The following is a 24360-nucleotide window of genomic DNA, read 5'->3' on the forward strand; positions in this document are numbered from 1 at the left end:
CCTTGCGCGTACTGCTGACCGGACACCAGGGCTACCTGGGCACCGTGATGGCCCCGGTGCTCGCGGCCGCCGGCCACGAGGTCGTCGGCCTGGACTCCGGCCTGTTCGCCGACTGCCTGCTGGGCCCGCTGCCCGCGGACCCGCCGGGGCGGCGGGTGGACCTGCGCGACGTCACCGCCGAGGACGTGGCCGGGGTGGACGCGGTGATCCACCTGGCCGCGCTGTCCAACGACCCGCTGGGATCGCTGGCGCCGGAGCTCACGTACGACATCAACCACCACGCGTCCGTACGCCTGGCCCGGCTCGCCCGCGAGGCCGGAGTGCGGCGCTTCCTGTACGCCTCGACGTGCTCGGTCTACGGCGCCGCGGGCGGCGACGTCCTGGTCGCCGAGGACGCCCCGCTGCGCCCGGTGACGCCGTACGCGGAATCCAAGGTGCGGGTGGAGGACGACCTGCACGCCCTGGCCGACGGCGACTTCAGCCCGGTGTACATGCGCAACGCCACCGCCTTCGGCTACTCGCCCCGGCTGCGCGCCGACATCGTCGTGAACAACCTGGTGGGCCACGCCCTCCTGTCCGGCGAGGTGCTGGTGATGTCCGACGGCACCCCGTGGCGCCCGCTGGTGCACGCCGGCGACATCGCGCGGGCCTTCACGGCCGCGCTGGACGCGCCGCGCGGGGCGGTGCACGACCGGGCGTTCAACATCGGCAGCGAGACCAACAACGTCACCGTCGCGGAGATCGCCGGGCAGGTCGCCGACGCGGTGGCCGGCTCGAAGGTGGTGATCACCGGGGAGACCGGTGCCGATCCGCGGTCGTACCGGGTGGACTTCTCCCGCTTCCGCGCCGCGGTGCCCGGCTTCGAGTGCGAGTGGACGGTGAAGCAGGGCGCGCTCGAACTCGCCGACGCCTACCGCGAACACGGGCTGACCCGGGAGGCCTTCGAGCAGCGTTTCACCCGGCTGGCCGTGCTCCGCGCGGCTTCCGAGGCCGGTGCCGTCGACGACACCCTGCGGTGGCGCCGGTGACCGCGCTCGGCCGGGAGATGCACGCCCTGGTGGAGCGGCTGTACCCGCTGTGCCGGAGCATCACCGGCGACGGTGTGCGCGCCACCCTGGACATCGTCGGCGAGTACGTGCCGCTGGAGGTGCACGAGGTGCCGACCGGGACGCAGGTCCTGGACTGGACGGTTCCGCAGGAGTGGAACATCCGGGACGCCTACGTCGCCGACGCCTCCGGGAAGCGGGTCGTGGACTTCGCCGCGTCCAGCCTGCACGTGCTCGGCTACAGCGTGCCGGTCTCGGCGACGATGCCGCTGTCCGAGCTGCGCGCGCACCTGCACACCCTGCCCGACCACCCGTCCTGGGTGCCGTACCGGACCAGCTACTACAAGCCGGAGTGGGGGTTCTGCCTGGCTCAGGAGACCCTGGACGCGCTGCCGGACGGCGACTACGAGGTGCGCGTCGACTCCACCCTCGCGGACGGCCACCTCACCTACGCCGAGCACGTGGTCCCCGGGCAGGTCTCCGACGAGGTGATCGTCTCCTGCCACGTCTGCCACCCGTCGCTGGCCAACGACAACCTGGCCGGCATCGCGGTGGCGGTCTTCCTGGCCCGGGCGCTGGCGGAGCGGACGCCGTACTACACGTACCGGTTCCTGTTCGCGCCCGGCACCATCGGGGCGATCACCTGGCTGGCCCGCAACGCCGAGCGGATCGACCGGGTCAAACACGGCCTGGTGCTGGCCTGCGCCGGCGACCCGGGGCGGCTGACGTACAAGCAGAGCAGGCGCGGCGACGCGGAGATCGACCGGGTGCTCCGGCACGTGCTGCGGGCCTCGGAACGCCCGCACCACATCGCCGAGTTCACGCCGTACGGCTACGACGAGCGGCAGTTCTGCTCGCCGGGGTTCGACCTCGGGGTGGGATCGCTCAGCCGTACCCCGTACGCCGGGTACCCCGAGTACCACACCTCGGCGGACAATCCGGCCTTCGTCAAGCCGGAGGCGATGGCGGACACGCTCGCCCTGTGCCGGGAGGCGTTCGCCGTGCTGGACCGCAACCGGCGGTACCAGAACCTCAGCCCGTACGGTGAACCGCAGCTGGGCCGGCGCGGTCTGTACGACTCGCTCGGCGGCCGCAGCGACGCGAAGCAGGCGCAGATGGCGATGCTGTGGGTGCTGAGCCTCTCCGACGGCGAGCACAGCCTGCTGGACGTCGCCGAGCGGTCCGGGCTGGCCTTCGACACCGTGGCCGACGCGGCCGGCGCGCTGCACGGCGCCGGACTGATCAAGGCATGACGCCGGTGCCCACCGAGGGGGAGAAGACGACGGCGTCGGCGGGCCCGGACGCGGACACCGCCCCGCGGACCGCCAGGCGGGCCGTCCTCGGCCGGCTGTCCTGGGGGCTGGCCGACCAGGCGGCCTCCAGCGTGTCCAACTTCGCGGTGGGCATCTACGTGGCGCGGTCCCTGGGGCTGGCCGCCTTCGGTGTGTTCAGCCTGGCCTGGGTGACCTACGGGGTGGTGCTCAGCGTCTCCCGCGGGCTGGCCACCGACCCGCTCGTGGTGCGCTTCAGCGGGGTTCCGGAGGCGTCCTGGCGCGGGGCGGTGGCCCGGTCGTCGGGTACCGCCCTCGCGGTCGGCGGTGCCATCGGCGCCGTCTGCCTGGTGGCCGGCACGGTGCTCGGCGGGCTCGTGGGGACCGCGTTCGCCTGTCTCGGCGTCGTGCTGCCGGGGCTGCTGCTCCAGGACGCCTGGCGGTACGCGTTCTTCGCCGCCGGGGCCGGGCGCAAGGCCTTCGTCAACGACGTGGTGTGGGGTGTCGCCCTCGTCCCGGCCATGGTGGTGGCCGCCCGCGTGGGCAGCGTGGCCGCCTTCGTGCTCGCCTGGGGCGCGTCCGCGGCGGTGGCCGCGGCGTACGGCTGCTTCCAGTCCGGGATCCGGCCCCGCATGGCCGGATCCCGCGAGTGGGTCCGCGAGCACCGCGACCTCGGCTACCGGTACCTCCTCGAGAACACCTGCGTCAGCGGCGCCGGTCAGCTGCGGGCGTACGGGCTCGGCGCGATCGTCGGGGTCAGCGCGGTGGGCGTGGTACGGGGCGCCGAGCTGCTGCTCGGCCCGTTCCTCGCCGTGCTGATGGGGCTGTCGCTGGTCACGGTGGCGGAGGCGGCCCGGGTACTGCGGCGGGCCCCGCACCGCCTCGGCGTGTTCTGTCTGTTGCTCGGCGGCGTGCAGGCCGTCGCCGCGCTGCTCTGGGGCGCGGCGCTGCTGCTGGTGCCGGACCGGCTCGGCGGGCTGGTGCTCGGCGAGGTATGGGGATCGGCCTCGCAGCTGATCGTGCCGGCCACGCTCGGCGTGGCCGGCGCCGGCCTCGGCACCGGCGCGGCGGCCGGGCTTCGCGCGCTCGGCGCGGCCCGGCGCAGCCTGCGCAGCCAGTTGTTCGCCTCCGCCTGCTACGCCGCGGGCGGGCTCGGAGGTGCCGTCCTGGCCGGCACGCTCGGCTCGGCCTGGGGGGTCGCCGCCGCGACCGCCTGCGGCTCGGCCGTGTGGTGGCTGCACCTGCGGTCCGCCCTGCGCGAACGCACGAATTCCATCCGCGAAGTGAGGACCCCATGAACGACCGTCCCAGGCTGAGCATCGGCCTGCCCGTCTACAACGGCGAGGAGTACCTCGCCGAGTCGCTCGACGCCCTGCTCGGCCAGACCTACGAGGACTTCGAGCTGGTCATCTCCGACAACGCCTCGACCGACGGGACCCGGGACATCTGTCTCAAGTACGCCGCGCGGGACTCGCGCATCCGCTACCTGCGGCTGCCCCGGAACATCGGCGCCGCGCCGAACCACAACCACGTGTTCACCGAGTGCCGCGGCGAGCTGTTCAAGTGGGCCTCGCACGACGACCTGTACGCCCGGGACCTGCTGAAGCGCTGCGTGGAGGCGCTGGACGAGCGGCCGGACGTGATCCTCGCGCACAGCGGCCAGGCCGTCATCGACGGCGACGGCAGGGTGAAGGTCCCGTACGAGTACGGGATCGCCACGGACTCGCCGCGCGCGCCGGAGCGCTTCCGCAGCTTCCTGTTCGAGCCCGGTGGCGACGACTTCTACGGGGTGATGCGGGCCGACGTGCTGCGCCGGGTGAAGCCGCACGACAGCTACCACCACGCGGACCGCACGTTCGTCGCCGAGATCGTCCTGAACGGCCCCTTCCACCAGGTGCCGGAGCTGCTGTACTTCCGCCGCGACCACCCCACCCGCGCCGAGCGGGCCAACCCCGGCAAGCGCTCCCGGTGCGTCAATCTGGACCCGCGCCGAGCGGGCGCGCTGCACCCGACGCCCCGGCTGCTCGCCGAGTACGTCCTGGGGTTCCTCGGGGCGATCGGGCGGGCGCCGCTGTCGGCGGCGGACCGGCGCGCCTGCTACCGCCACCTGGCCGTCTGGATGGCCAGCCGGGCCCGGCCGGGCGCCGGCGAGCGGGTCGAGGACCGGGCCCCGGTCGTCCCGGCCCGGCTGGCCGTCTCCGTCGACGACCTCGTCGCCGGCCGTGAGGGGAGGGGGGCATGAAGCGGTCGGACGGAACCCCCGTGCGCGTCGGGGTGTTCGGCCTGCTCGGCTCCGGGAACCTGGGCAACGACGGATCGCTGGAGGCCGTGCTCGGGTACCTCCGCGACGCGCACCCCGAGGCGTTCGTGGACGCTCTGTGCGGCGGGCCCGGGACCGTCGCGGCCCGGTACGGGATCCCGGCGACGCGGCTGCACTGGTACCGCGGGGAGTACCGGACCGCGTCCCGTGCCGGCGCCATCGCCGGCAAGGGCCTGGGCAAGCTCGTCGACGTCTTCCGCACCGCCGCCTGGGTGCGCCGGCACGACGTGGTGATCGTGCCGGGCATGGGCGTCCTGGAGGCCACGCTGCCGCTGCGGCCGTGGGGATTCCCGTACTCGCTGCTCCTGCTCTGCGCGAGCGGGCGGCTGCTCGGCACCCGGGTCGCGCTGGTGGGCGTGGGCGCCGCCCCGATCGGCGACCGGCCGACCCGGGCGCTGGTGCGCTGGTCGGCCCGGCTGGCCGCCTACCGGTCGTACCGGGACGGCCTGTCCCGCGACGCGATGCGGGCGATGGGCGTGGACATCTCGCGCGACGAGGTCTACCCGGACCTCGCGTTCGCCCTGCCGGCGCCGCCGGCGGGCGTGCCCTCGGGCGTGCCGGGGGCGGTCTGCGTGGGCGTCATGGACTTCCACGGCGGCAACGACGACCGGGCGCGGGCGGAGGAGATCCACCGGCGCTACCTCGACGGGACGACCCGCTTCGTCCGCGCGCTGGTCGAGGAGGGCAGGCCGGTCCGGCTGCTCACCGGTGACGAGTGCGACGCGCCGGTGGTCGCCGCGATCCTCGAAGCGGTGGATTCGCCGCTGGTCAGCGCCGCCGCGACGGGCTCGCTGGCCGACCTGATGAAGGAGGCGGCGGCCGCCGACGCCGTGGTGGCGACCCGGTACCACAACCTGGTCTGCGCGCTGAAGGCCGGCACGCCGACGATCGCCCTGAGCTACGCGGCGAAGAGCGACGCGCTCATGGCCCGGATGGGGCTGGACGCGTTCCGGCACCCTGCGCGCGAGGTCGACGCCGACCGGCTGCTCGGGCAGTTCCGGGCGCTGGAGGAGCGGGCGGCGGAGCTGCGGAAGACCCTCGCCGAGCGGAACCTCGTCGCGTCCCGGCTCCTCGAGGACCAGTTCGCCGCCCTGACCGCGGCCCTGTTCCCGGCGGCCGGCCGCATCCGGGGCCGCGCCGCCGGCCATGCCCACGCCGACGCCCATGCCCACACCACGCGGGAGACACCGTGAAAGCGACCGAAGTCCCGGCGATCGCCGGCGCGTACCTGTTCGAACCGACGCCGTACGCCGACGAACGCGGCTTCTTCTGCCGCACCTTCGACGCGGACGTGGTCCGCTCGGTGGGCCTCGACCCGGACGCCTTCATCCAGGACAGCGTGTCCCGTTCGGTGCGGGGCGTGCTGCGCGGCCTGCACCTGCGTTCCGGGGCCGGCGAGGCCAAGCTGGTGCGGTGCTCGTACGGAAGCATCTTCGACGTGGTCGTGGACCTGCGGCCGGACTCGCCGACGTACCGCAACCTGGCCTTCTTCGAGCTGTCCGGCGAGACGCAGGCGACCCTGTACGTTCCGGCGGGGTGCGCGCACGGATTCCAGGCGCTGACCGAGACCGCCGACACCTCGTACCGGATCGACCGCCCGCACGATCCGGCCGAGGACGTGACGATCGCCTTCGACGACCCGGAGCTCGCCATTCCGTGGCCGCTGCCGGTCACCTCGATGTCCGGGCGGGACCGGGAGGCGCCGAGCCTCGCCGAGGTACTGAAGAAGAACGAGAGCTGAGGCCGGCGTGGACACCTACGAGAACCGAGAGCCCGGCCTGCCGCGGTCGCGGGCGGCGAACGAGCGGCTGCACGCCCTGGTCCCCGGGGGCGCGCACACCTACGCCAAGGGCGACGACCAGTACCCCGAGGACCTGGCCCCGGTCATCAGCCACGGGCGCGGTGCCCACGTGTGGGACGTCGACGGCAACCGCTACGTCGAGTACGGCTCCGGCCTGCGGTCGGTCAGCCTCGGGCACGCGCACCCGCGCGTGATCGAGGCGGTACGGCGCGAACTCGACCGCGGCAGCAACTTCGTGCGGCCGTCCATCCTGGAGGTGGAAGCCGCTGAGCGCTTCCTCGCCACGGTGCCGACCGCCGAGATGGTGAAGTTCGCGAAGAACGGCTCCGACGCCACCACCGCCGCGGTGCGCCTCGCCCGCGCCGCCACCGGGCGCCGGCGGGTGGCGATCTGCGCCGACCATCCGTTCTTCTCCACGGACGACTGGTTCATCGGCACCACCCCGATGTCCGCCGGTGTTCCGGACGCGGTCAACGAGCTCACCGTGACCTTCCCCTACGGGGACCTGGCCGCCACCGAGGAGCTCCTCGGCCGGTACGAGGGCGAGGTCGCCTGCCTGGTCCTCGAACCCGCCACCCACACCGAGCCCCCGCCCGGCTACCTCGCCGGGCTGCGCGAACTGGCCGACCGGCACGGCTGCGTACTGGTCTTCGACGAGATGATCACCGGCTTCCGCTGGTCCGAGGCGGGCGCCCAGGGCCTGTACGGCGTGGTCCCCGACCTCTCCACGTTCGGCAAGGCGCTGGGCAACGGGTTCGCCGTCTCCGCGCTGGCCGGGCGCCGCGACCTGATGGAGCTGGGCGGGCTCCGCCACTCCGGCGAACGGGTGTTCCTGCTGTCCACCACGCACGGCGCGGAGACGCACTCCCTGGCGGCCGCGATGGCCGTGCAGGCCACCTACGTCGAGGAGGGCGTCACGGCGCGGCTGCACGCCCTCGGCGAGCGGCTGGCCGCCGGCGTCCGCGACGCCGCGGCCGCCATGGGCGTCGGCGACCACGTCGTGGTCCGGGGCCGGGCAAGCAACCTGGTCTTCGCCACCCTCGACGAGAACGGGCGGCCGTCGCAGGAGTACCGCACCCTGTTCCTGCGGCGGCTCCTGGCGGGCGGGGTGCTGGCCCCGTCGTTCGTGGTGAGCAGCGCGCTCACCGACGCCGACATCGACCACACCGTCGACGTGGTGGCCCAGGCGTGTGCGGTGTACCGCAAGGCGTTGGACGCCGCCGACCCCGTGCCCTGGCTGGCGGGCCGGCCGGTGAAGCCCGTCTTCCGCCGCCTGGCGTGACCCAGGGGGTGTCCGGCGTGGGCGGTTCGGCGTGGGCGGTTCGGCGTGGGCGGTTCGGCGTGGGCGGTTCGGCGTGGGCGGCGCCTCAGCGGCGCTCACGCCGGCGGCCGGCGTCGGCCGTGCGGTCGACGAGCCACGCGGTCGCCGGCACCACCGCCAGCGCGGTGCACCAGCCGCCCAGGACATCGGTCGGGTAGTGGGCGCCCAGGGCGACCTGCGCCCAGCCCATGGCGGCGCCGGCGGCCAGCGCCGCGGCGAGCACGAGCGCCGTTCCGGCCGTCCTGCCCAGGCCGAGCCGGCCGGTCGCGAGCAGCGCCACCGTGAGGGCGAGCGCGGTGGCGAAGGCGGTGTGCCCGCTCGGGTAGGACAGGTTGTCCCCGTGGATGGTGCGCCCCACCAGGGACTTGAGCAGCGTCGCCGTCCCCACGGCCAGGGCGGCGCCGGCCACGACGAGCACCGCCGCGCGGGGGCGCCCGAGCAGCAGGCAGCCCGTCACGGCGGCCCCGACCAGCACCGCCGCTCCCACGGGCTCCCCCAGGAAGTCCGTGGCCAGGGCGACGTACCGCCAGGACGGCCCCACCCCGTAGAGCGCCTCCCCGAGCCGCGCGTCCAGCGTGCCGGGATCGCCGGCGTCGGCGTACATGACGCCGAGCCCGAGGACCGCCAGGGCGGCGAGGGCGGCGATCAGCCCGAGCCGCGCACGTAACGACGGGGGTATCACCGCGGGCGCCGGCCGGCGGCTCTTCAGCAGGATTCCAAACACGCCAAAACCCTAACCAACGCCGCGTTGTGACGGGGGGGCGTCGACGAAACCGGCGTGAAGCCGCGTCGAAGCCGGGCGGCCGCAAGCTCCGTGGACATCCACTGCCACGAGAGGGCCGCCATGAGCGAGATCATCCACCACCTGTCCCCCGACCGGCTCCAGGACCCCGCGACCGGCTACGCGGGCCTCCGCGGCGGGGACGGCCTGCCCCGCGTCGTGCTCCCCGGCCTGCGGACGCCGGTGCGGCTCGTCACCCGCTACGAGGACGTCAAGGCCGCGCTCACCGAGCCCCGGCTGATCCGGGACCGCACCAGGGTGCCCGGTGGCGCGGACGGGCCCGACGCGCAGGAGGAACTGCTGGAGCCGCTGGGCGGGCTCCCGCCCGAGTACGCCCGCTACGTCTCCGCCCACCTGGCCTTCTTCGACGGCGAGGAGCACGCCCGCCTGCGGGCTCCCCTCACCCGTGCCTTCACCGCACGGCGCATCGCGTCCCTGCGGACCTTCGTCGAGGAGACCGCCGGACGGCTGATCGGCGAACTGGCCGGGCAGGAGGAGGCCGACCTGCTGAACGAGTTCGCCTACCCCCTGGCCACCTCCGTCATCTGCGAGCTGGTCGGCGTCGACGCCGAGGACCGGGCCCGGGTCTGCGACTGGATCCGGGACTTCGCGTACGGCGACGGCAGCGGGATGAGCGACGGCCTCGCCGGGGTCGTCGAGTACGTCAAGTCGCTGATCGGAAGGCGCAAGGCGGTCCCCGCCGACGACCTGATCACCGCCCTGCCACGTCCGCGTCGGCGGCGACACCGGCGAGCGCGACCAGGTGGACGGTGGGCTGCGCCGCGTCCCGGGCGACGGCGGCGGCGAGCCGGGTCTTGCCGAGCCCGCCGGGCCCCACGACCGAGGTGACGCGGGAGGTCCGCAGCAGCCGCTTGACCTCGGCGATGTCGCCCGCGCGGCCCAGGAGTTCGTTGGGCTCGTGCGGCACTCCGCGGCGGACCACCGGCGCGTCGGCCCGCAGCAGTTCCCGGTGCAGGGCGCGCAGGGCCGGCCCGGGGTCGGTTCCCAGGCGGTCGCGCAGGGCGCGGCGGTAGCGTTCGTAGGTGGCCAGTGCGGTGGAGGCGCCCGCGCTGGCCGCCTGGCAGCGGACCAGCTCCAGCAGGAGCTCCTCGTCCCGCGGGAGTTCCCGTACGAGTTCCGCCAGCGGCTCCGCCGCCTCGGGCTCCCGGCCGGTGCGCGCCAGCCCGAGCGCCCGGGCACGGAGCAACGAGCGGTACGCCGGGCGGCGTTCGGACCTGAGCGCGGACAGCGGATCGCCGGGTACGGGTTCCGCGTGTCCGGCGCCGTCCGCGCCCCACAGGGCCAGCCCCGCTTCGGCTTCGGCGAGGGCCCCGGCGTGGTCGCCGGAGCGGGACTTCTCCGCGCACGCGGCGGTGTGCAGGAGGACGGCCGATGCGTCGACCCGCTCCTCGCCGAGCGTGAGCCGGTACCCGCCCGGCGTGCGGGCGATGACCTCGGGCCCGAGCCGGGTGCGCGCCCGCGAGACGAGGATCTGCAGCGCCTTGACCGGGTGCTCGGGCCGCTCGTCCGGCCAGAGCCCGTCGATCAGCCGCCCGGTGCCGCATCCCGTGCGCAACTCGCCGGCGAGCAGGGCCATCAGTGCCCGCATCCGGGGTGCGGTGATCTCCTGGCCCCGGAAGGCCACGGTCGTCAGAGTGGTCAGCTCCATGGTCACCCGAGCAGCGTAGAACGAGGACCGGCCCGGCCCCGAAGGGGCCGGGCCGGTGTCGCGAACCCAGGTCAGGCGGTGCAGCGGATCATGGTCAGCGGGCGGTTGGCGTTGTGGTCCGCCCAGTACTCCTCGCCGTACTTCTCCACTCCGGCGTCCGAGACCTCGAGGGTGACCCACTCGATCCCGGTGAATCCGGCCGCCTTCAGCGTCTGCTCGTACGTCTCCTTCGAGGGCGTGGTGGCCTCGAAGGAGACCGGGGGGTCGAGCAGGGCGGTGAGCCGGATCCCGCTGCCGATCCCGTTGTCCTTGCCGGTCGGTTCGAGCAGGAAGCCGTACTTCTCCAGCGACGGGCCGCCGAAGTCGTAGCCGGGGTCCTGCACGAACAGGTGGAACGAGCCGCCGGCGACAAGGCTGCGGCGGATGTTGCGCATCATCCGCTCGATCTCGGCGACGTCACCCGCGTAGTTGAACGCCTGCACGGCGATCGCCACGTCGAACGGCTGGTCGAACTCGCGCAGGGTGGTCGTGTCCGCGACCTCGTAGTCGATGCCGAGGGGCTCGGCTCCCTCGATCGACTTGGCCGCGTCGACCATGGCGCCGGAGATGTCGAAGCCGAAGACGCGGGACGCGCCGCGGCGCTTGAGCTCACGGCTGTAGAAGCCGGTGCCGCAGGCGACGTCGAGCACGGACTTGCCGGTGACGTCGCCGACCAGGCCGAGGAAGCCCGGCACCTCGGCGTAGCGGATGATGGGCAGGGTCTTGAAGCCTTCGAACGCTTCACCGATGCCGTCGTACAGCTGACCACTCATCGCGGTGGTTCCCCCTCGTTCTGTGGCGTCGGCTCCCATGACGAGCCGCGGCCCTCGGCGGGAAGTCTGCTCCGTCGGCGACGGAAGTCCGTACTGGCGGAACGCACGAACCTGCTGGTCATGTCGCCGAGGTGCACACAAGGCGACGCGGCCCTTCACGGTCGGTGAGGTTCGCCCCAACGGGCGTGCGGGGGCGGCCGACTGGCATGTCCGCCGCCCTCCGCTTACACCTCGGTGATCAAGGAACGCCACGGGGCGCTCGGGCCGCCCCGGCCTTCCGCTTCGACAGCCACGGATCAGCAGGGGTGCCCGACGGGCCTGCCCGGCACCACCAGTCCGGCCTCGTACGCGACGGCGACCGCCTGCGCACGGCTGCGCAGCCCCAGTTTGGTCATCGTGCGGTGCAGGTGCGTCTTGACGGTGGCCTCGGTGACGACGAGCTCGGCGGCGATCTCGTCGTTGCCGAGCCCCCTGGCCACCAGCCGCAGCACGTCCTGCTCCCGGTTGGTGAGCCGGGACAGGGTGTGGCCGTCGCCGCACGGCCCCCCGGTGCGCGCGCTGTAGGCCTCGATGAGCCGCCTGGTCACGGCGGGCGCGAACAGCATGTCGCCGCCGGCGATCGTGGTCACCGCGGAGATCAGCCGCTCGGGCGGGGTGTCCTTGAGGAGGAAGCCGCTCGCGCCCGCGCGCAGCGCCGCGTACACGTACTCGTCCACGTCGAAGGTGGTCAGCACGATGATGCGCGAGCGGGTGCCCTGCTGGCCGGCGAGGATGCGTTCGGCCGCCGTGATGCCGTCGATGCCCGGGAGGCGGATGTCCATGAGGACCACGTCGGGCCGGTGGGCGAGCGCGGCGGCCACCGCGGACTCGCCGTCCGAGGCCTCCGCGACGCCGGTGAATCCGGGCGCGGCGCGCAGGAGTGCGGCTATGCCTCCCCGGATCAGGTCCTGGTCATCGACAACGAGCACGTCCGTCACTGCCGTCCCCCTCATGTCCCGTCGCGGCCGGGCGCCATGCGTCCTCCGGGAGCTCCGAGCCGGTCGGAAGGGAGAGACGGACCTCGAATCCCCCTTCACCCAGAGGCCCGGCGGACAGCCTGCCGCCGCAGATCCTCACCCGTTCCCGCATGCCGATCAACCCGTGCCCGGAAGCCGGAGGAGCGATGGCCGGTTTCCCCTCGCCCCCGTCGTCACGCACCAGGATGGTCAACCGGTCGGGCAGATAGGCGATATGTACCTCCACACGGGCACGACGGGCGTGTTTCACCACATTCGTGAGCGCTTCCTGGAGTACCCGGTAGGCACATACCTCAAGTCCCGGGTCGAGTTTCCGGGGCAGGCCCGTTGTCCGTATGTCGACGCCCACTCCCGCCGCCGCGACGCGCCGGGCGAGCTCGTCCACCCGGCTGAGCTCGGGTGGCGGGCCGAGCGGCGCGGACGACGGGTCGGCCTCCGGGCCGAGGTCGACCCGGAGCACGGTGAGCAGCCGGCGCAGGTCGTTCAGCGCTTCGCGGGCGGCGCCCGCGATCGTGGTGAGCGCCGAACGGGCGGTGGCGGGGTCAGAGGCGAAGACGTAGTCGGCGAGGCCCGCCTGGACGGAGATCACCGACATGTGGTGGGCGACGACGTCGTGCAGTTCGCGCGCGATGTGGATCCGCTCGTCGACCACCGCGCGCCGCGCCCGTTCGCGCTGCTCGTGGGCGAGCGCCTCGGTGAGCCTGACCAGTTCGAGGTTCTGCAGGGCGACCTGGCGCCGTCCGTGGCCGAAGGCCAGACAGATGACCGGGACCATGACCGCCTGTCCGAGGACCAGCAACGGGCTGAGGCCGCCCGATAGCCCACTGAACGCCACGGTCGCCGCACCGAGCAGGGCGCCGGGCGCCGACACCCGCAGCGGACACCGGCAGGCCGCGTTGACGAGGGCCACGGTGACCGCCCACCAGTTCAGCGACGGCTGGTAGCCGGCGGCGAGGTAGAGCGAGTACCCGAGGCAACAGGCGGTCAGTGCCGTCACGGGCCGGGCCCGCCGGACGACGAGCGGCAGCGCGGTCAGGCAGGTGAGCAGATATGCCGGGACGTCGAACGACGCCCAGTCGGCGTGCGGGTACTCCTCCCCCGCGACGCAGCCGCCCACCGTGAGGACGACGGGGAGCGCGCTGTCGAGAAGGGCTTGCCGGAGGCGTGACCGGGTGCTCATCGCTGGAAGGTATGCGGATCGGGCGGGGCCGTCGTCCACCGTGGGGTTGATGTCCGCGGGGGCGGCGGGACGGGCCGGCCTCCGTCAACCCGGGGGTGTGCGCGGACGTCAACCGCCGGGTTGAGGCGGGTCCGCACGTCAACTCCTCGGCTGACGAAGCCCGTCACAAAGGTCAGCCCGTCAGCGGACGTCGGGGCACGCGGCCGGCTCCTAGCCTTCCAACCGTCAACTCCGGCAGCCACCGGGGGCCGAGGGCCCCGGTCACCTTCTCGAGGAGGCTTGAGTGAGAGCGATTCCCGCTGCCCGAATACCGGTCCTGGCCACCGGCGTCGCGATGGCAGCCCTGCTGGGCTCGATGCCGGGCGCGTCGGACGCGTACGCCCTCGACCAGGTCCGCGTCGAGCAGTCCAACCTCGCGGGGCTGGGCTACCTGGCGGCGGACCGGGTGGACGGCGTCGACGGCCCCGCGACCCGGGCCGCGCTCAGGAACTTCCAGGGCGACAACGGCCTCGACGCGGACGGCACGTACGGCGCCCGCAGCGAACTCGCCCTGCACCGCCAGGTCGAGGCCGTACAGGCCAAGGCCGGGGTCGCGGCCGACGGGGTCTTCGGCGCCGGCACCAGGGCGGCCGTCAAGCGGTGGCAGAGCGCCCACCGGCTCGGCGCCGACGGGACCGCAGGGCCGGCGACGATGTCCGCGATGGGAGTGGCCCGCACCGTCAGGATCGCGGCACAGAAGCAGTTCGGCGCGCACGGCTGGACCGTGTCGGCGCAGTTCGGCTGCCTGAACGACCTCTGGAACGGCGAGAGCGGCTGGCGGGTGTACGCCGCCAATCCGAGCAGCGGCGCCTACGGGATCCCCCAGGCGCTGCCGGCCACCAAGATGGCGAGCTCCGGCGCCGACTGGAAGACCAACCCCGCCACCCAGATCAAGTGGGGCCTGAAGTACATCGACGACCGGTACGGGACGCCCTGCAACGCGTACAAGGCCTGGAAGTCCCGCTCGCCGCACTGGTACTAGACCTTCTCCGCACGAACCCGAACCCCTGCCAACTCCGAGGAGTCCACCATGCGCACCCTGCACCGCTTCGCCCTGACCGCGGGCGCCATCGGCGCGGCCACGGTACTGGCCCTGCCCGGCAACGCGTTCGCCGTCTCCAAGCTCTCCCAGTCCCAGGCGGCGTCCCAGCTGCGTGCCGCAGGCGTCACCTGGTCGTCCAGCGGCAGGTGCACGGATCGGCAGAACCCCACCTGCACCTCCTTCGAGCAGATCAACCAGGCCACCGTCACCGGGCTCAAGACCCTCAAGAGCGCGAGCAAGTGCGCGATCAACGTCACCGGAGGCACGGAGGTCGGACACGACCGGACCTTCCGGTACAGCCACGAGAAGGGTTTCAAGGTCGACATCAACCCCGCCGACTGCATCAGCAACTACATCACGCGCAGCTTCACCCGCATCGCCCCCAGGGGCACCGACCCCCGCTACCGGTCCTCGGCGGGCAACGTCTACACCCTGGAGAAGCAGAAGAACCACTGGGACATCACGTTCTGCGACGGCGTCGCGGCCTGCACGGCCGAGGCCGGCAGGTGACCGCGATGCCCCTGTCCCGTACCTCCGGGAGGGCCGCGGTCCTGCGCGCCGCCCTCGTGGTCCCGGCCGCCGCCCTGGTGGCGTTCGCCGGTCCCGCGCAGGAGTCCCTCGCCTACGGGCGCGCCCAGTACCCCGCGCAGTCCGCGGGCAACCGGGGCACCGACGTCCTGGCCCTCCAGCGGCTGCTCGTCTCGAAGGGCCAGTCCACCCCGGCCGACGGGGTGTTCGGGGCCTCGACCACCGCGGCCGTGAAACGCTTCCAGGCCTCGCGCGGGCTCGCCGCCGACGGTGTCGTCGGCGCCGGCACCTGGGCGGCCCTGGCCCCGACGCTGAAGGAAGGGGCCTCCGGGCCCGCCGTGTCCGCCCTGCAGAACGAGCTCAACGCCAAGACCGGGGCCGGTCTCGGGGTGGACGGGGCGTTCGGCGCCGGGACCAGGGCGGCGGTGCGCAGGTTCCAGACCGCCGCGGGGCTGGCCGCCGATGGCGTCGTGGGCCCGGCCACCTGGAAGAACCTGCTCTGGCACTACGAGCGCGTCACCTTCTCCGGCAACAACCTGTGCGACCAGAACCCGGACGGGAACAAGACGGCGAACTGGGGCACGGCCGCGGCCGTCGCCCAGCTGGAGGCGGCGGGCCGCGCCTTCGCCCCGGCCGGCCGCGGCCGGGTCCCGGTGGGCGACCTCGGGCTGGAGCTGGGCGGGAACATCCCCGGCCACGCCAGCCACGAGCAGGGCCTGGACGCGGACCTCTGGCCCGTCCGCGACGACGGGGCCCAGTGCACCGCCGCCCGGATCACGTGGAAGTCCGCCGCCTACGACCGGGCGGCCACGCGCCGCCTCGTCCAGGAGATCCGCCGGACCGCGCCCGGACACGTCAAGACCGTCTTCTTCAACGACCCCCAGCTGATCGCCGAGGGCCTGACCACCTCCTGGGCGGGCCACGACAACCACCTGCACGTCCGCTACTGCGAGCCCGCGCACTCCGACGCCGCCTACCGGTGCTGACCCTCCAGAGGAGAACTCCGTCTTGAACACCACCCGCTCCACCACCGTCGCCGCGGCGGGGATCGCCGCCGCGGCCGGTCTGCTGGCACTCTCCGCGGCTCCGGCGTCGGCGGCCGCGCCCCACGGCTGCGCCTCGTCCAGCGTGTGCTTCTACCTGAAGACGGCGGACTACGACGCCAACCGCCCCACCGCGACGTACAAGGACGTCACCAGCGGCTTCCGGACCCTGGGGGCGCGCGGCAAGGGGGCGAAGGCCGTCGTGAACAACCGCGGCAGCCGGGTCCGGATCCGCTTCCTCGACGGAGGGGGCTCCTACACCGCCTGCCTCGGCCCCCGGCAGACCTGGGCCCCGGTGCAGTCCGGGTTCACACTGACCGCCGTGAGGCTGGAGAGCGCCTCGGCCTGCCCGAACAGCCCCTGAGGGCGGGGAGCGGGCCGGGGAACCAGGGCGCCCGGGGCCGGGGCGGGTGTCGGGGGCACCCGCGCCGCCGGCCCCGGGCGCCCGCCGCGCCCCCGGGGCGTTCCCGGCCCGGCGAACATACGATGGGCCGTATGGCACAGGCCGTGGAGACAGCGCGGACCGTCATCCTGACCGTGGACGACGACCCGGGCGTCTCCCGCGCCATCGCCCGTGACCTGCGACGACGCTACGGCGCCGGGTACCGGATCGTGCGCGCCGAGTCCGGGGAGTCCGCGCTGGAGGCGCTGCGCGAGCTGAAGCTGCGCGGTGACCTGGTGGCCGTGATCCTCGCCGACTACCGCATGCCCCAGATGAACGGCATCGAGTTCCTCGAACAGGCCCTGAACGTGTACCCGGGCGCGCGGCGCGTGCTGCTGACCGCGTACGCGGACACGAACGCGGCGATCGACGCGATCAACGTGGTCGACCTCGACCACTACCTGCTCAAGCCCTGGGACCCGCCGGAGGAGAAGCTCTACCCGGTCCTGGACGACCTGCTCACGGCCTGGCGCTCCAGCGACTACCGGCCGGTGCCCGCCACGAAGGTGGTCGGGCACCGCTGGTCGGCCCCGTCGTCCCGCGTACGGGACTTCCTGGCCCGCAACCAGGTGCCGTACCGCTGGTACTCCTCCGACGAACCCGAGGGCCGGCGGCTGCTGGAGGCGGCCGGAGCCGACGGGCAGCGCCTGCCCCTGGTGGTCACCCCGGAGGGCACCGCGCTGATCGAGCCGGAGACGGCCGAGCTGGCGGCCCACGTGGGGCTCGCCACGACCCCGGCGGCCGAGTTCTACGACCTCGTGGTCATCGGCGGCGGCCCGGCCGGCCTCGGCGCGGCGGTGTACGGGGCCTCCGAGGGGCTGCGTACCGTACTGGTCGAGCGGTCGGCGACCGGCGGACAGGCCGGGCAGAGTTCCCGCATCGAGAACTACCTCGGTTTCCCGGACGGGGTCTCGGGCGCGCAGCTCACGGAACGCGCCCGCCGCCAGGCCGCGCGGTTCGGCGCCGAGATCCTCACGGCCCGCGAGGTCACCGGCCTGGAGGTCCGGGGTCCGGCACGGGTGGTCCGCTTCTCCGACGGCTCGGCGGTCGCCGCGCACAGCGTCATCCTGGCGACCGGTGTCTCGTACCGGCACCTGGGGGCGCCCGGCTGCGACGAGCTGACCGGCCGCGGGGTGTACTACGGCTCCTCCCTCACGGAGGCTGCCTCCTGCGCGGGCCAGGACGTGTACATCGTGGGCGGCGCCAACTCGGCCGGGCAGGCGGCGATGTACCTGGCGCGGGGCGCGAAGTCGGTGACGCTGCTGGTGCGCGGGGAGTCCCTGACGGCGTCGATGTCGTACTACCTGGTCCAGCAGATCGAGGAGGCCGCGAACATCACGGTGCGCACACGGACCGTCGTCGAGGCGGCGCACGGTGACGACCACCTGGAGCGGCTGGAGCTGCGGGACGTGGACGGCGGCGCGACGGACCTGGTCGACGCCCAGTACGTGTTCGTCTTCATCGGCGCGGCCCCGCTGACCGACTGGCTGGACGGCACGGTGCTGCGCGACGAGCACGGCTTCATCCTGGCCGGGCCCGACCTGACGCCGGACGGGCGGCCGCCGCCCGGGTGGGAGCCGGACCGGCTCCCGTACCACCTGGAGACCAACGTTCCCGGCGTGTTCGTGGCGGGCGACGCGCGCGCCCGGTCCGCGAAGCGCGTCGCGTCCGCCGTCGGAGAGGGAGCCATGGCCGTGATGCTCGTCCACCGGTACCTGGAGCAGTCGTGAACGGGCAGGGCGGCGGCGGGCAGGTCCTGCCCTGCGCCCCGCACGAGATCGCCTCCCTGTTCCTGTTCGAGGAGCTGTCCCCGGAGCAGCTCGGGCGGCTGTGCGCCGAGGGGCGGGTGGAGCGCTTCGAGGCCGGTCCGGTGTACACCGAGGGCGACCCCGCCACCTGCTTCTACGTGATGATCGAGGGCACCGTCGTCATGTCCCGGCGGGTCGGCCGCGACGACGTCGAGGTGAGCCGCACCTCGCAGCGCGGTGTGTACTCGGGCGCGATGCAGGCCTATCTGGGCGAGCGGGTGCCCCAGACGTACACCAACTCCATGCGCGTGACGGAGCCCACGCGGTTCTTCGTGCTGCCCGCGCAGTCGTTCGCGGACATCATGCGGGAGTGGTTCCCGATGGCGGCGCACCTGCTGGAGGGGCTGTTCTTCGGTTCGAAGAACACCCAGCGGGCCATCGGGCAGCGGGAACGGCTCCTGGCGCTCGGTTCGCTGTCCGCCGGGCTCACCCACGAGCTGAACAATCCGGCCGCGGCGGCCGTCCGGGCGACGGCGACGCTGCGCGAGCGGGTCGGCAAGATGCGGCACAAGCTGGCCCACATCTCCCAGGGCCGGTACTCGCGCGAGGCGATCGCCGATCTCATCGAGATCCAGGAGCGGACGGTCGAACGGGTCGCGAAGGCCCCGGTGCTGAGCCCGCTGGAGGCCTCCGACCGGGAGGACGAGGTGGCCGACTGGCTGGAGGACCACGGCTTCCCGGAGGGCTGGCGGGTCGCGCCGACCTTCGTGCAGGCCGGTCTGGACACGGACTGGCTGGAGCAGGTCGCGGCGGCGGTGGCCGGGGACCTGCTGCCGGCGGCGATCGGCTGGCTCAGCTACACGGTGGAGACCGAGCTGCTGATGGGCGAGATCGAGGACTCCACGGCCCGGATCTCCCACCTCGTCGACGCGGCGAAGCAGTACTCGCAGCTCGACCGGGCCCCGCACCGGGTCGTCGACGTCCACGAGCTCCTCGACAGCACGCTGCTGATGCTGTCCGGCAAGATCGGGCCCGGGGTGCGGGTGGTCAAGGAGTACGACCGCTCGGTGCCGGACGTGCCCGCCTATCCGGCCGAGCTGAACCAGGTGTGGACGAACCTGATCGACAACGCCGTGTCCGCCATCGCGGAAACGGGCGGCGAGGGCACGCTGACGGTCCGCACGGCGCGGGAGGGCGACCGGCTGCTGGTCGAGTTCCGCGACACCGGCCCGGGCGTCCCGGCCGAGATCCGCAGCCGCATCTTCGACCCCTTCTTCACCACCAAACCGGTCGGTGAGGGCACCGGGCTCGGGCTGGACATCTCCTGGCGGATCGTGGTCGGCAAGCACCACGGCAGCCTCCAGGTCGAATCCGCCCCCGGCGACACCCGTTTCCAGGTGCTGCTGCCGCTGACCCCACCGGACACCTCCGAGGAGACCGCATGACCGAGATCGACGGGATCGACCCGAGCGTGCCGCCCTCCGGCACCGGCTGCGTCGAATGCGAGGAGGTGCACGGCTGGTGGTTCCACCTGCGCCGCTGCGCCCAGTGCGGCCACATCGGCTGCTGCGACTCCTCGCCGGCCCAGCACGCCACCGCCCACTGGAAGGCCACCGGCCATCCCCTGGTGCAGAGCTTCGAGCCGGGCGAGGACTGGTTCTGGAACTACACCACCAACGCCCTGCACGAGGGCGGCCCGGAACTCAGCCCGCCGTCCGAGCACCCGCCGACCCAGCCGGCCCCGGGTCCCTCAGACCGGGTTCCGCAGGACTGGACGAGACGGCTGCACCGCTGAAGGCCTCCAGCCGCGCGAGCTCCTCGCCGGTCAGCGTGAGCTCCGCCGCCGGCGGCGTGGCCGATGGTGCGGTACCGCATGGTGGCCCCGTTTCCTCAGGTGACGGGTGACGGCTCGGTGGGCGACGGCCGGGTGGCGAGGGTTTCGGCTGCGAGGGCGCGGGCGGCGATGGCGGCCTGCACCGGGGTGCAGCAGACCTGGTCGACCACGGCGCCGAAGGCACGGCGGTCGAGGGCGGCCCTCAGGGCGGCCTCGGCGCCCCGGTCGTCGCCCGCAGCACCCGCGGCGTCACCCTCACCACGTCACCACGCTCGTCCGCGCCCTTCGCGGGCCGCCGCGCGGCACGCCGGGCGCCGACCCGCCGGCAGGCCGTCTACCGGGTGTACCTGCGGATGCGGTAGCGCAGTCCGGACGTCGAGGACTGCCAGGCGTCGTCCCCGCCGGCGGTCCATTCCGGGCCGGGTACGGGGGCGTGGGTGTCGCCGTCCACCTTCGTGTCGATCTCGGTCACCGAGAGCACCGTGGCGTGTTCGAGGGCGGCCCGGTAGATCTCACCGCCGCCGATCACCCACGTCTCGGCGGAGCCGGCCGCGATCTCCAGGGCCTCGGCGACCGAGCCGGCCCGCACCGCTCCCTCGGCCTGCCAGTGCGGGTCGCGGGTGACCACGATGTTGCGCCGGCCGGCGAGCGGGCGGAACCGCGGGGGCAGCGAGTCCCAGGTCTTGCGGCCCATCACCACGGGGTGCCCCAGGGTGGTGGCCTTGAAGTGCGCCATGTCCTCGGGCAGCCGCCACGGAATCGTGTTGTCCGCGCCGATGACGCCGTCGAGGGTCTGCGCCCAGATCAGTCCGACGTTCACACCGCCACCGGTGCCTTGATGGCCGGGTGGTGCCGGTAGTCGAGCACCTCCACGTCGGAGTAGGCGTAGTCGAAGATCGAGTCGGCCTGGCGCAGCCGAAGCTGCGGGAAGTCGTACGGCGTGCGCGAGAGCTGCTCGGTCACCTGTGCGACGTGGTTGTCGTAGATGTGGCAGTCGCCGCCGGTCCAGATGAAGTCACCCGGTTCGAGGCCGGCCTGCTGCGCCACCATGTGCGTGAGCAGGGCGTAGCTCGCGATGTTGAACGGGACGCCGAGGAACAGGTCCGCGCTGCGCTGGTACAGCTGGCAGGAGAGCTTGCCGTCTGCCACGTAGAACTGGAAGAAGGCGTGGCACGGGGCGAGCGCCATGCGGGACAGCTCGGCGACGTTCCAGGCGGAGACGATCATCCGGCGGGAGTCCGGGTCGCTCCGCAGCGTGTCGAGCACCTCGGTGATCTGGTCCACGTGCCGGCCGTCGGGGGTGGGCCAGGACCGCCACTGGACGCCGTAGACCGGTCCGAGCTCGCCGTTCTCGTCGGCCCATTCGTCCCAGATGGTGACGCCGTGCTCCTGCAGCCAGCCGACGTTCGAGTCGCCGCGCAGGAACCACAGCAGCTCGTACACGATCGACTTCAGGTGCACCTTCTTGGTGGTGATCAGGGGAAACCCCTGTGAGAGGTCGTAACGCAGCTGGTGCCCGAACACGCTTCGGGTGCCCGTGCCCGTCCGGTCGGCCTTCGCCGTCCCGGAGGTGAGCACGTGCCGCAACAGGTCTTCGTACTGGGTGTCCGCCACAACCGTCGAGTCTACGAGCCCGCGGCCGCTGCCTCGACCAGGGCCGCCGCTCAGCGGCGCCGCCACCGGGCCACGATGTGGGCGGACAGGTCGGCCCCTCGGCACGTCGGGCACGTCGGGCCACACCTTGCGGGTCGGCCCCTCCGGGCGAACTCCCCCGGGCCGGGGGCTCCCTGACGGGCAGTCCTGTCACGCAGGTCCCTGACCTGCGACGTCTTTCATACCGAGACCGACCCGTCCACGATCCGGTCGCGGTCTTGCCGGAAGGTCACTTCCGGGCAAGTATTCCTATCAATCCGATGGGAAAAGTGGGGATCCGACGCCGCCCGTCTTCGGCTCCCCGCACTCCCAGGCCTCCCGGCCACCGGCCGGCGCCACCGACAACGTCCCGGAGCAGCCGACATGACCACCGCCATCCCTCCCGGCAGCACCCTCCGCCCGTCCCCCGCGCCACTGCGCGGCACCCGGGTCTGCCGATGACGCCCGTGCCGACGGCCCCGGCCACCGCGGGCCGGCCGTCCGACGCCGCGCGGCGCCGCACGCTCCTGCGTACCGCCCGCGACGTGGCGGAGGACCTGGCCGCCGACTCCGTGACCCGCGAACAGGCGGGCAGGCCTCCGGTCGACGAGACGGCCCGGCTGCGCGAGGCGGGCCTGCCTGCGGCCCTCACCCCGCCGCGGCCGGGCCGGGGCGCGGACTGGCGTACCGGATGCGCCGTCATACGGGAAATCGCCGCGGCGGACAGCTCGCTCGGCGAGGTTCTCGCCCGCCACTACGTGCACGCGTGGGGCGGGCGGTTCTACGGGGCCGACCACCGCGCCACCGCCCTCGAAGAGGAGTCGGCGCGCGAGCAGTGGCTGTGGACCGGCGCGGTCCACGTCCCCGCGCCGGACGGCGACGCCTGCCGGCCGGACCTCACGCTGAGGCCGCGCGGCACGGGCTACGTGCTGAGCGGGCGCCGGTCCGTGGACACGGCCGTGGCCACCGCCGACCAGATCGTGGTGGACGCCGTGTGCGCCGGGACGGGTGACGTCCTGGTCGTACGGATACCGCCCGGCGCGCGGGGCGTGACCGTCGAGCCCGCCCCCGACCGGCTCGGCCAGCGCGTCGCCGGCGCGGGTGTGGTCGTCCTCGACCGCGTCGCCGTCGCGCCCGGGCAGGTGCTGGGGCGCCGCCCGCACGACGAGGAGTCGACCGCGCCGTTCACCGCGCTCGCCGAGCCGGCGCTCCGGCTCGCCCTCTGCCACGTCGGCCTCGGCATCGCCGAGGGCGCCCTCACCGAGGCGCGCGACCTCAGCAGGGGCGGCCGCGCGCACCGGCTTCCCGGCGAGGACCCGGACCTCTTCCTCGCCTACGGGGAACTCGCCTCCGCCGCCCAGACGGCCACCGCCGTGGTCGACCGGGCCACGGAGGTGATGGCGCAGGCACTCGACGCGGGTGAGCAGCTCGACGCCGAGGAACCCGCGGGCGTCGCAGCCCTGGTCGCCACGGCCGAGACGGTGACGTCGAAGGCCGCCCTGCACATCACCGCCCGGGTGCTGGAATTCGCCGACGCCCCGGGCCTGGACCGGTTCTGGCGCAACGCCCGCGTCCTGACGGCCCACCGCCCGGCCGCCCACCGCCTGCGCTCGATCGGCGAGCACTACCTCAACGGCTCCCACCGCGCGGTGGCGGCGGCTTTCCGCTGATCCGGGGCCCGCGCGGGACGCGGGCCGGAACCGTACGGGATAATGTCCGCATGCGGATCTCAGCCAGGGCGGACTACGCGGTACGTGCCGCGCTGCAGCTCGCCGCGTCGCCGGACGACGGGCCGCTGAAGGCCGAGGCCATCGCCGACGCCCAGGACATCCCGCACAAGTTCCTCGAAGGCATCCTGAACGACATGCGCCGGGGCGGTCTCGTACTCAGCCAGCGCGGCGGCAACGGCGGCTACCGACTGGCCAGACCGGCCCGGGCCATCAGCATCGCGGACGTGATCCGCGTCGTGGACGGACCGCTCGTCTCGGTGCGCGGGGTGCGCCCGCCCGACCTCTCCTACACCGGCCCAGCCGAGGCGCTGCTCCCCCTGTGGATCGCGCTGCGGGCCAACGTGCGCGAGATCCTCGACGGCGTGTCGCTGGCCGACGTCGCGGCGTCGGACCTGCCCGCCTCGGTGTCCGCGTTGGCCCTGGCCCCGGGCGCCTGGACCAATCCCTAGGCATCCGACCTGCATTTTCTCGTATCACGAGACTGCGGCGTCCATCATCTGGTCAACCTCTTGGGGCGGTTGCGCCGGTCTGCCAAGATGCCTATCAACCAGGTGGGAAAACTAGGAATTCGGGGGGCTGCCGTGCGAGCACTGCGTCACGCACACCGGATGCCGTCCCTGATCTCCCGTCGGCACATCGACCTGGTCCGCACCTCCAGCGCCATCTGTCAGCCTGCCTGACGGTCCCTCAGAGGGCCCACCTCCCCGGCGGAGCACCGCCGGTCGGAGCACACCCGGGCGCCGTCCCGTCCCCACGCCGTCCCGTCCCCGCGTCGTGCCGGCCGGGCCTCGACGCCCCGGCCGCCCGACGGCCCACCGTTCCCCAGCCTGCGACCGTGATCCGGCCACCGACCGCCGCGCGCGGGTGCCGTGTGTACCGGTGGCTTCGAGACTCCCGTCTCACCCCTTGAACCCATCCCGTGAAAGGACACCTCCGTGTCTGCCGCAAGATCGCTCACCGCCCTGCGCGCCGTCGCCGTCACCGCCGCGCTCCCGCTGCTCCTCAGTGCTTGCGGCTACGGCTCCGAGGCCGAGAAGAAGGACGGGAAGCCGGCCGGTGCCACCGCCGCCGAGGGAGGCAAGCAGCTCTCCGCGTCCGAGGTCCG

Annotated in this window: 23 protein-coding genes and 1 pseudogene; 17 read left to right on the forward strand and 7 right to left on the reverse strand. The window is 73.5% G+C overall.

All coding sequences use genetic code 11. The annotated features are described in order from the left end of the window. Nucleotides 1–2: 2 nt before the first annotated feature. The 7 genes from ACZ597_RS24965 to ACZ597_RS24995 are packed head-to-tail and all read left to right on the forward strand — an operon-like array spanning nucleotide 3 to nucleotide 7720. Nucleotides 3–1028: an NAD-dependent epimerase/dehydratase family protein gene (locus ACZ597_RS24965; RefSeq protein ID WP_471334050.1), complete on the forward strand. Its 1026-nt coding sequence runs from the start codon at nucleotides 3–5 to the stop codon at nucleotides 1026–1028. After that, nucleotides 1016–2299 carry a DUF4910 domain-containing protein gene (locus ACZ597_RS24970; protein ID WP_471334052.1) on the forward strand — a complete coding sequence of 428 codons (1284 nt, stop codon included), beginning with the start codon at nucleotides 1016–1018 and terminating at the stop codon, nucleotides 2297–2299. The genes ACZ597_RS24965 and ACZ597_RS24970 overlap by 13 nt, the downstream gene beginning before the upstream one ends. Then, complete coding sequence (locus ACZ597_RS24975) at nucleotides 2296–3615, forward strand: hypothetical protein (protein ID WP_471334055.1); 1320 nt, start codon at nucleotides 2296–2298, stop codon at nucleotides 3613–3615. The genes ACZ597_RS24970 and ACZ597_RS24975 overlap by 4 nt, the downstream gene beginning before the upstream one ends. Next, nucleotides 3612–4559, forward strand: a complete 948-nt coding sequence (locus tag ACZ597_RS24980) for a glycosyltransferase family 2 protein (protein WP_471334058.1) — start codon at nucleotides 3612–3614, stop codon at nucleotides 4557–4559. Before ACZ597_RS24975 ends, ACZ597_RS24980 begins: the two co-directional genes overlap by 4 nt. Then, on the forward strand, nucleotides 4556–5830 hold the full coding sequence (locus ACZ597_RS24985; RefSeq protein WP_471334061.1) for a polysaccharide pyruvyl transferase family protein: 1275 nt from the start codon (nucleotides 4556–4558) through the stop codon (nucleotides 5828–5830). The genes ACZ597_RS24980 and ACZ597_RS24985 overlap by 4 nt, the downstream gene beginning before the upstream one ends. After that, entirely contained in the window at nucleotides 5827–6378 is a 552-nt protein-coding gene (locus ACZ597_RS24990) for a dTDP-4-dehydrorhamnose 3,5-epimerase family protein (protein WP_471334064.1), read from the forward strand. Before ACZ597_RS24985 ends, ACZ597_RS24990 begins: the two co-directional genes overlap by 4 nt. Before the next feature lie 7 nt (nucleotides 6379–6385). Beyond that, nucleotides 6386–7720 (forward strand): glutamate-1-semialdehyde 2,1-aminomutase, encoded by a 1335-nt coding sequence (locus ACZ597_RS24995; protein WP_471334067.1) that lies wholly within the window; start codon nucleotides 6386–6388, stop codon nucleotides 7718–7720. Nucleotides 7721–7805: 85 nt separating this feature from the next. On the opposite strand, the gene ACZ597_RS25000 is transcribed toward ACZ597_RS24995, so the two are convergent. From ACZ597_RS25000 to ACZ597_RS25020, 5 genes and pseudogenes are all read right to left on the reverse strand, one after another. Then, complete coding sequence (locus tag ACZ597_RS25000) at nucleotides 7806–8483, reverse strand: phosphatase PAP2 family protein (protein ID WP_471334070.1); 678 nt, start codon at nucleotides 8481–8483, stop codon at nucleotides 7806–7808. A 778-nt stretch (nucleotides 8484–9261) separates the two neighbouring features. After that, nucleotides 9262–10215: pseudogene (locus ACZ597_RS25005) on the reverse strand (AfsR/SARP family transcriptional regulator); the annotation flags it as partial. Nucleotides 10216–10280: 65 nt separating this feature from the next. Then, complete coding sequence (locus ACZ597_RS25010) at nucleotides 10281–11021, reverse strand: class I SAM-dependent methyltransferase (protein ID WP_471334073.1); 741 nt, start codon at nucleotides 11019–11021, stop codon at nucleotides 10281–10283. Nucleotides 11022–11317: 296 nt separating this feature from the next. Next, entirely contained in the window at nucleotides 11318–12013 is a 696-nt protein-coding gene (locus ACZ597_RS25015; protein WP_471334076.1) for a response regulator, read from the reverse strand. Continuing rightward, nucleotides 11973–13217 (reverse strand): sensor histidine kinase, encoded by a 1245-nt coding sequence (locus ACZ597_RS25020; protein ID WP_471334078.1) that lies wholly within the window; start codon nucleotides 13215–13217, stop codon nucleotides 11973–11975. Before ACZ597_RS25020 ends, ACZ597_RS25015 begins: the two co-directional genes overlap by 41 nt. Nucleotides 13218–13500: 283 nt before the next feature. Here ACZ597_RS25020 and ACZ597_RS25025 point away from each other — a divergent pair, with 283 nt between their 5' ends. From ACZ597_RS25025 to ACZ597_RS25055, 7 genes are all read left to right on the forward strand, one after another. Beyond that, the gene (locus ACZ597_RS25025) at nucleotides 13501–14238 is read left to right on the forward strand and encodes a peptidoglycan-binding domain-containing protein (protein ID WP_471334081.1); all 738 of its coding nucleotides are present in this window, start codon (nucleotides 13501–13503) and stop codon (nucleotides 14236–14238) included. Between the two features lie 48 nt (nucleotides 14239–14286). Further along, entirely contained in the window at nucleotides 14287–14808 is a 522-nt protein-coding gene (locus tag ACZ597_RS25030) for a hypothetical protein (protein WP_471334084.1), read from the forward strand. Nucleotides 14809–14813: 5 nt separating this feature from the next. Continuing rightward, nucleotides 14814–15812 (forward strand): penicillin-insensitive murein endopeptidase, encoded by a 999-nt coding sequence (locus ACZ597_RS25035; protein ID WP_471334086.1) that lies wholly within the window; start codon nucleotides 14814–14816, stop codon nucleotides 15810–15812. Between the two features lie 22 nt (nucleotides 15813–15834). Further along, the gene (locus ACZ597_RS25040; protein WP_471334089.1) at nucleotides 15835–16233 is read left to right on the forward strand and encodes a hypothetical protein; all 399 of its coding nucleotides are present in this window, start codon (nucleotides 15835–15837) and stop codon (nucleotides 16231–16233) included. Between the two features lie 131 nt (nucleotides 16234–16364). Continuing rightward, nucleotides 16365–18041: an NAD(P)/FAD-dependent oxidoreductase gene (locus ACZ597_RS25045; RefSeq protein ID WP_471334092.1), complete on the forward strand. Its 1677-nt coding sequence runs from the start codon at nucleotides 16365–16367 to the stop codon at nucleotides 18039–18041. Beyond that, nucleotides 18038–19504: an ATP-binding protein gene (locus ACZ597_RS25050; RefSeq protein WP_471334094.1), complete on the forward strand. Its 1467-nt coding sequence runs from the start codon at nucleotides 18038–18040 to the stop codon at nucleotides 19502–19504. Before ACZ597_RS25045 ends, ACZ597_RS25050 begins: the two co-directional genes overlap by 4 nt. Then, a complete protein-coding gene (locus ACZ597_RS25055; RefSeq protein ID WP_471334096.1) occupies nucleotides 19501–19854 on the forward strand; it encodes a UBP-type zinc finger domain-containing protein in 354 nt (117 codons plus the stop codon). Before ACZ597_RS25050 ends, ACZ597_RS25055 begins: the two co-directional genes overlap by 4 nt. A 373-nt stretch (nucleotides 19855–20227) precedes the next feature. Here the strand turns inward: ACZ597_RS25055 and ACZ597_RS25060 are convergent, their stop codons facing one another. After that, the gene (locus ACZ597_RS25060; protein WP_471334098.1) at nucleotides 20228–20713 is read right to left on the reverse strand and encodes a dihydrofolate reductase; all 486 of its coding nucleotides are present in this window, start codon (nucleotides 20711–20713) and stop codon (nucleotides 20228–20230) included. Beyond that, a complete protein-coding gene (locus tag ACZ597_RS25065) occupies nucleotides 20710–21507 on the reverse strand; it encodes a thymidylate synthase (RefSeq protein WP_471334101.1) in 798 nt (265 codons plus the stop codon). The genes ACZ597_RS25060 and ACZ597_RS25065 overlap by 4 nt, the downstream gene beginning before the upstream one ends. Before the next feature lie 476 nt (nucleotides 21508–21983). Between ACZ597_RS25065 and ACZ597_RS25070 the strand changes: the two genes are divergently transcribed. From ACZ597_RS25070 to ACZ597_RS25080, 3 genes are all read left to right on the forward strand, one after another. Beyond that, nucleotides 21984–23195, forward strand: coding sequence for an acyl-CoA dehydrogenase family protein (locus tag ACZ597_RS25070; RefSeq protein WP_471334104.1), 1212 nt, complete (start codon nucleotides 21984–21986; stop codon nucleotides 23193–23195). 50 nt (nucleotides 23196–23245) lie between these two features. Beyond that, nucleotides 23246–23704, forward strand: coding sequence for an RrF2 family transcriptional regulator (locus ACZ597_RS25075; RefSeq protein ID WP_471334106.1), 459 nt, complete (start codon nucleotides 23246–23248; stop codon nucleotides 23702–23704). Between the two features lie 159 nt (nucleotides 23705–23863). Then, a complete protein-coding gene (locus tag ACZ597_RS25080) occupies nucleotides 23864–23935 on the forward strand; it encodes a putative leader peptide (RefSeq protein ID WP_350325368.1) in 72 nt (23 codons plus the stop codon). Nucleotides 23936–24360: the final 425 nt, after the last annotated feature.

The sequence above is a fragment of the Streptomyces sp. NPDC040718 genome (genome assembly GCF_055593565.1).

What these genes read in the sequence shown, in the direction of transcription:
- ACZ597_RS25075 (WP_471334106.1), top strand. Translation starts at nt 23,246, where the DNA reads ATGCGGATCTCAGCCAGGGCGGACTACGCGGTACGTGCCGCGCTGCAG.
- ACZ597_RS25070 (WP_471334104.1), top strand. Translation starts at nt 21,984, where the DNA reads ATGACGCCCGTGCCGACGGCCCCGGCCACCGCGGGCCGGCCGTCCGAC.
- ACZ597_RS25035 (WP_471334086.1), top strand. Translation starts at nt 14,814, where the DNA reads ATGCCCCTGTCCCGTACCTCCGGGAGGGCCGCGGTCCTGCGCGCCGCC.
- ACZ597_RS24980 (WP_471334058.1), top strand. Translation starts at nt 3,612, where the DNA reads ATGAACGACCGTCCCAGGCTGAGCATCGGCCTGCCCGTCTACAACGGC.
- ACZ597_RS24975 (WP_471334055.1), top strand. Translation starts at nt 2,296, where the DNA reads ATGACGCCGGTGCCCACCGAGGGGGAGAAGACGACGGCGTCGGCGGGC.
- ACZ597_RS25055 (WP_471334096.1), top strand. Translation starts at nt 19,501, where the DNA reads ATGACCGAGATCGACGGGATCGACCCGAGCGTGCCGCCCTCCGGCACC.
- ACZ597_RS25010 (WP_471334073.1), bottom strand. Translation starts at nt 11,021, where the DNA reads ATGAGTGGTCAGCTGTACGACGGCATCGGTGAAGCGTTCGAAGGCTTC.
- ACZ597_RS25045 (WP_471334092.1), top strand. Translation starts at nt 16,365, where the DNA reads ATGGCACAGGCCGTGGAGACAGCGCGGACCGTCATCCTGACCGTGGAC.
- ACZ597_RS24985 (WP_471334061.1), top strand. Translation starts at nt 4,556, where the DNA reads ATGAAGCGGTCGGACGGAACCCCCGTGCGCGTCGGGGTGTTCGGCCTG.
- ACZ597_RS25030 (WP_471334084.1), top strand. Translation starts at nt 14,287, where the DNA reads ATGCGCACCCTGCACCGCTTCGCCCTGACCGCGGGCGCCATCGGCGCG.
- ACZ597_RS25020 (WP_471334078.1), bottom strand. Translation starts at nt 13,217, where the DNA reads ATGAGCACCCGGTCACGCCTCCGGCAAGCCCTTCTCGACAGCGCGCTC.
- ACZ597_RS25015 (WP_471334076.1), bottom strand. Translation starts at nt 12,013, where the DNA reads ATGAGGGGGACGGCAGTGACGGACGTGCTCGTTGTCGATGACCAGGAC.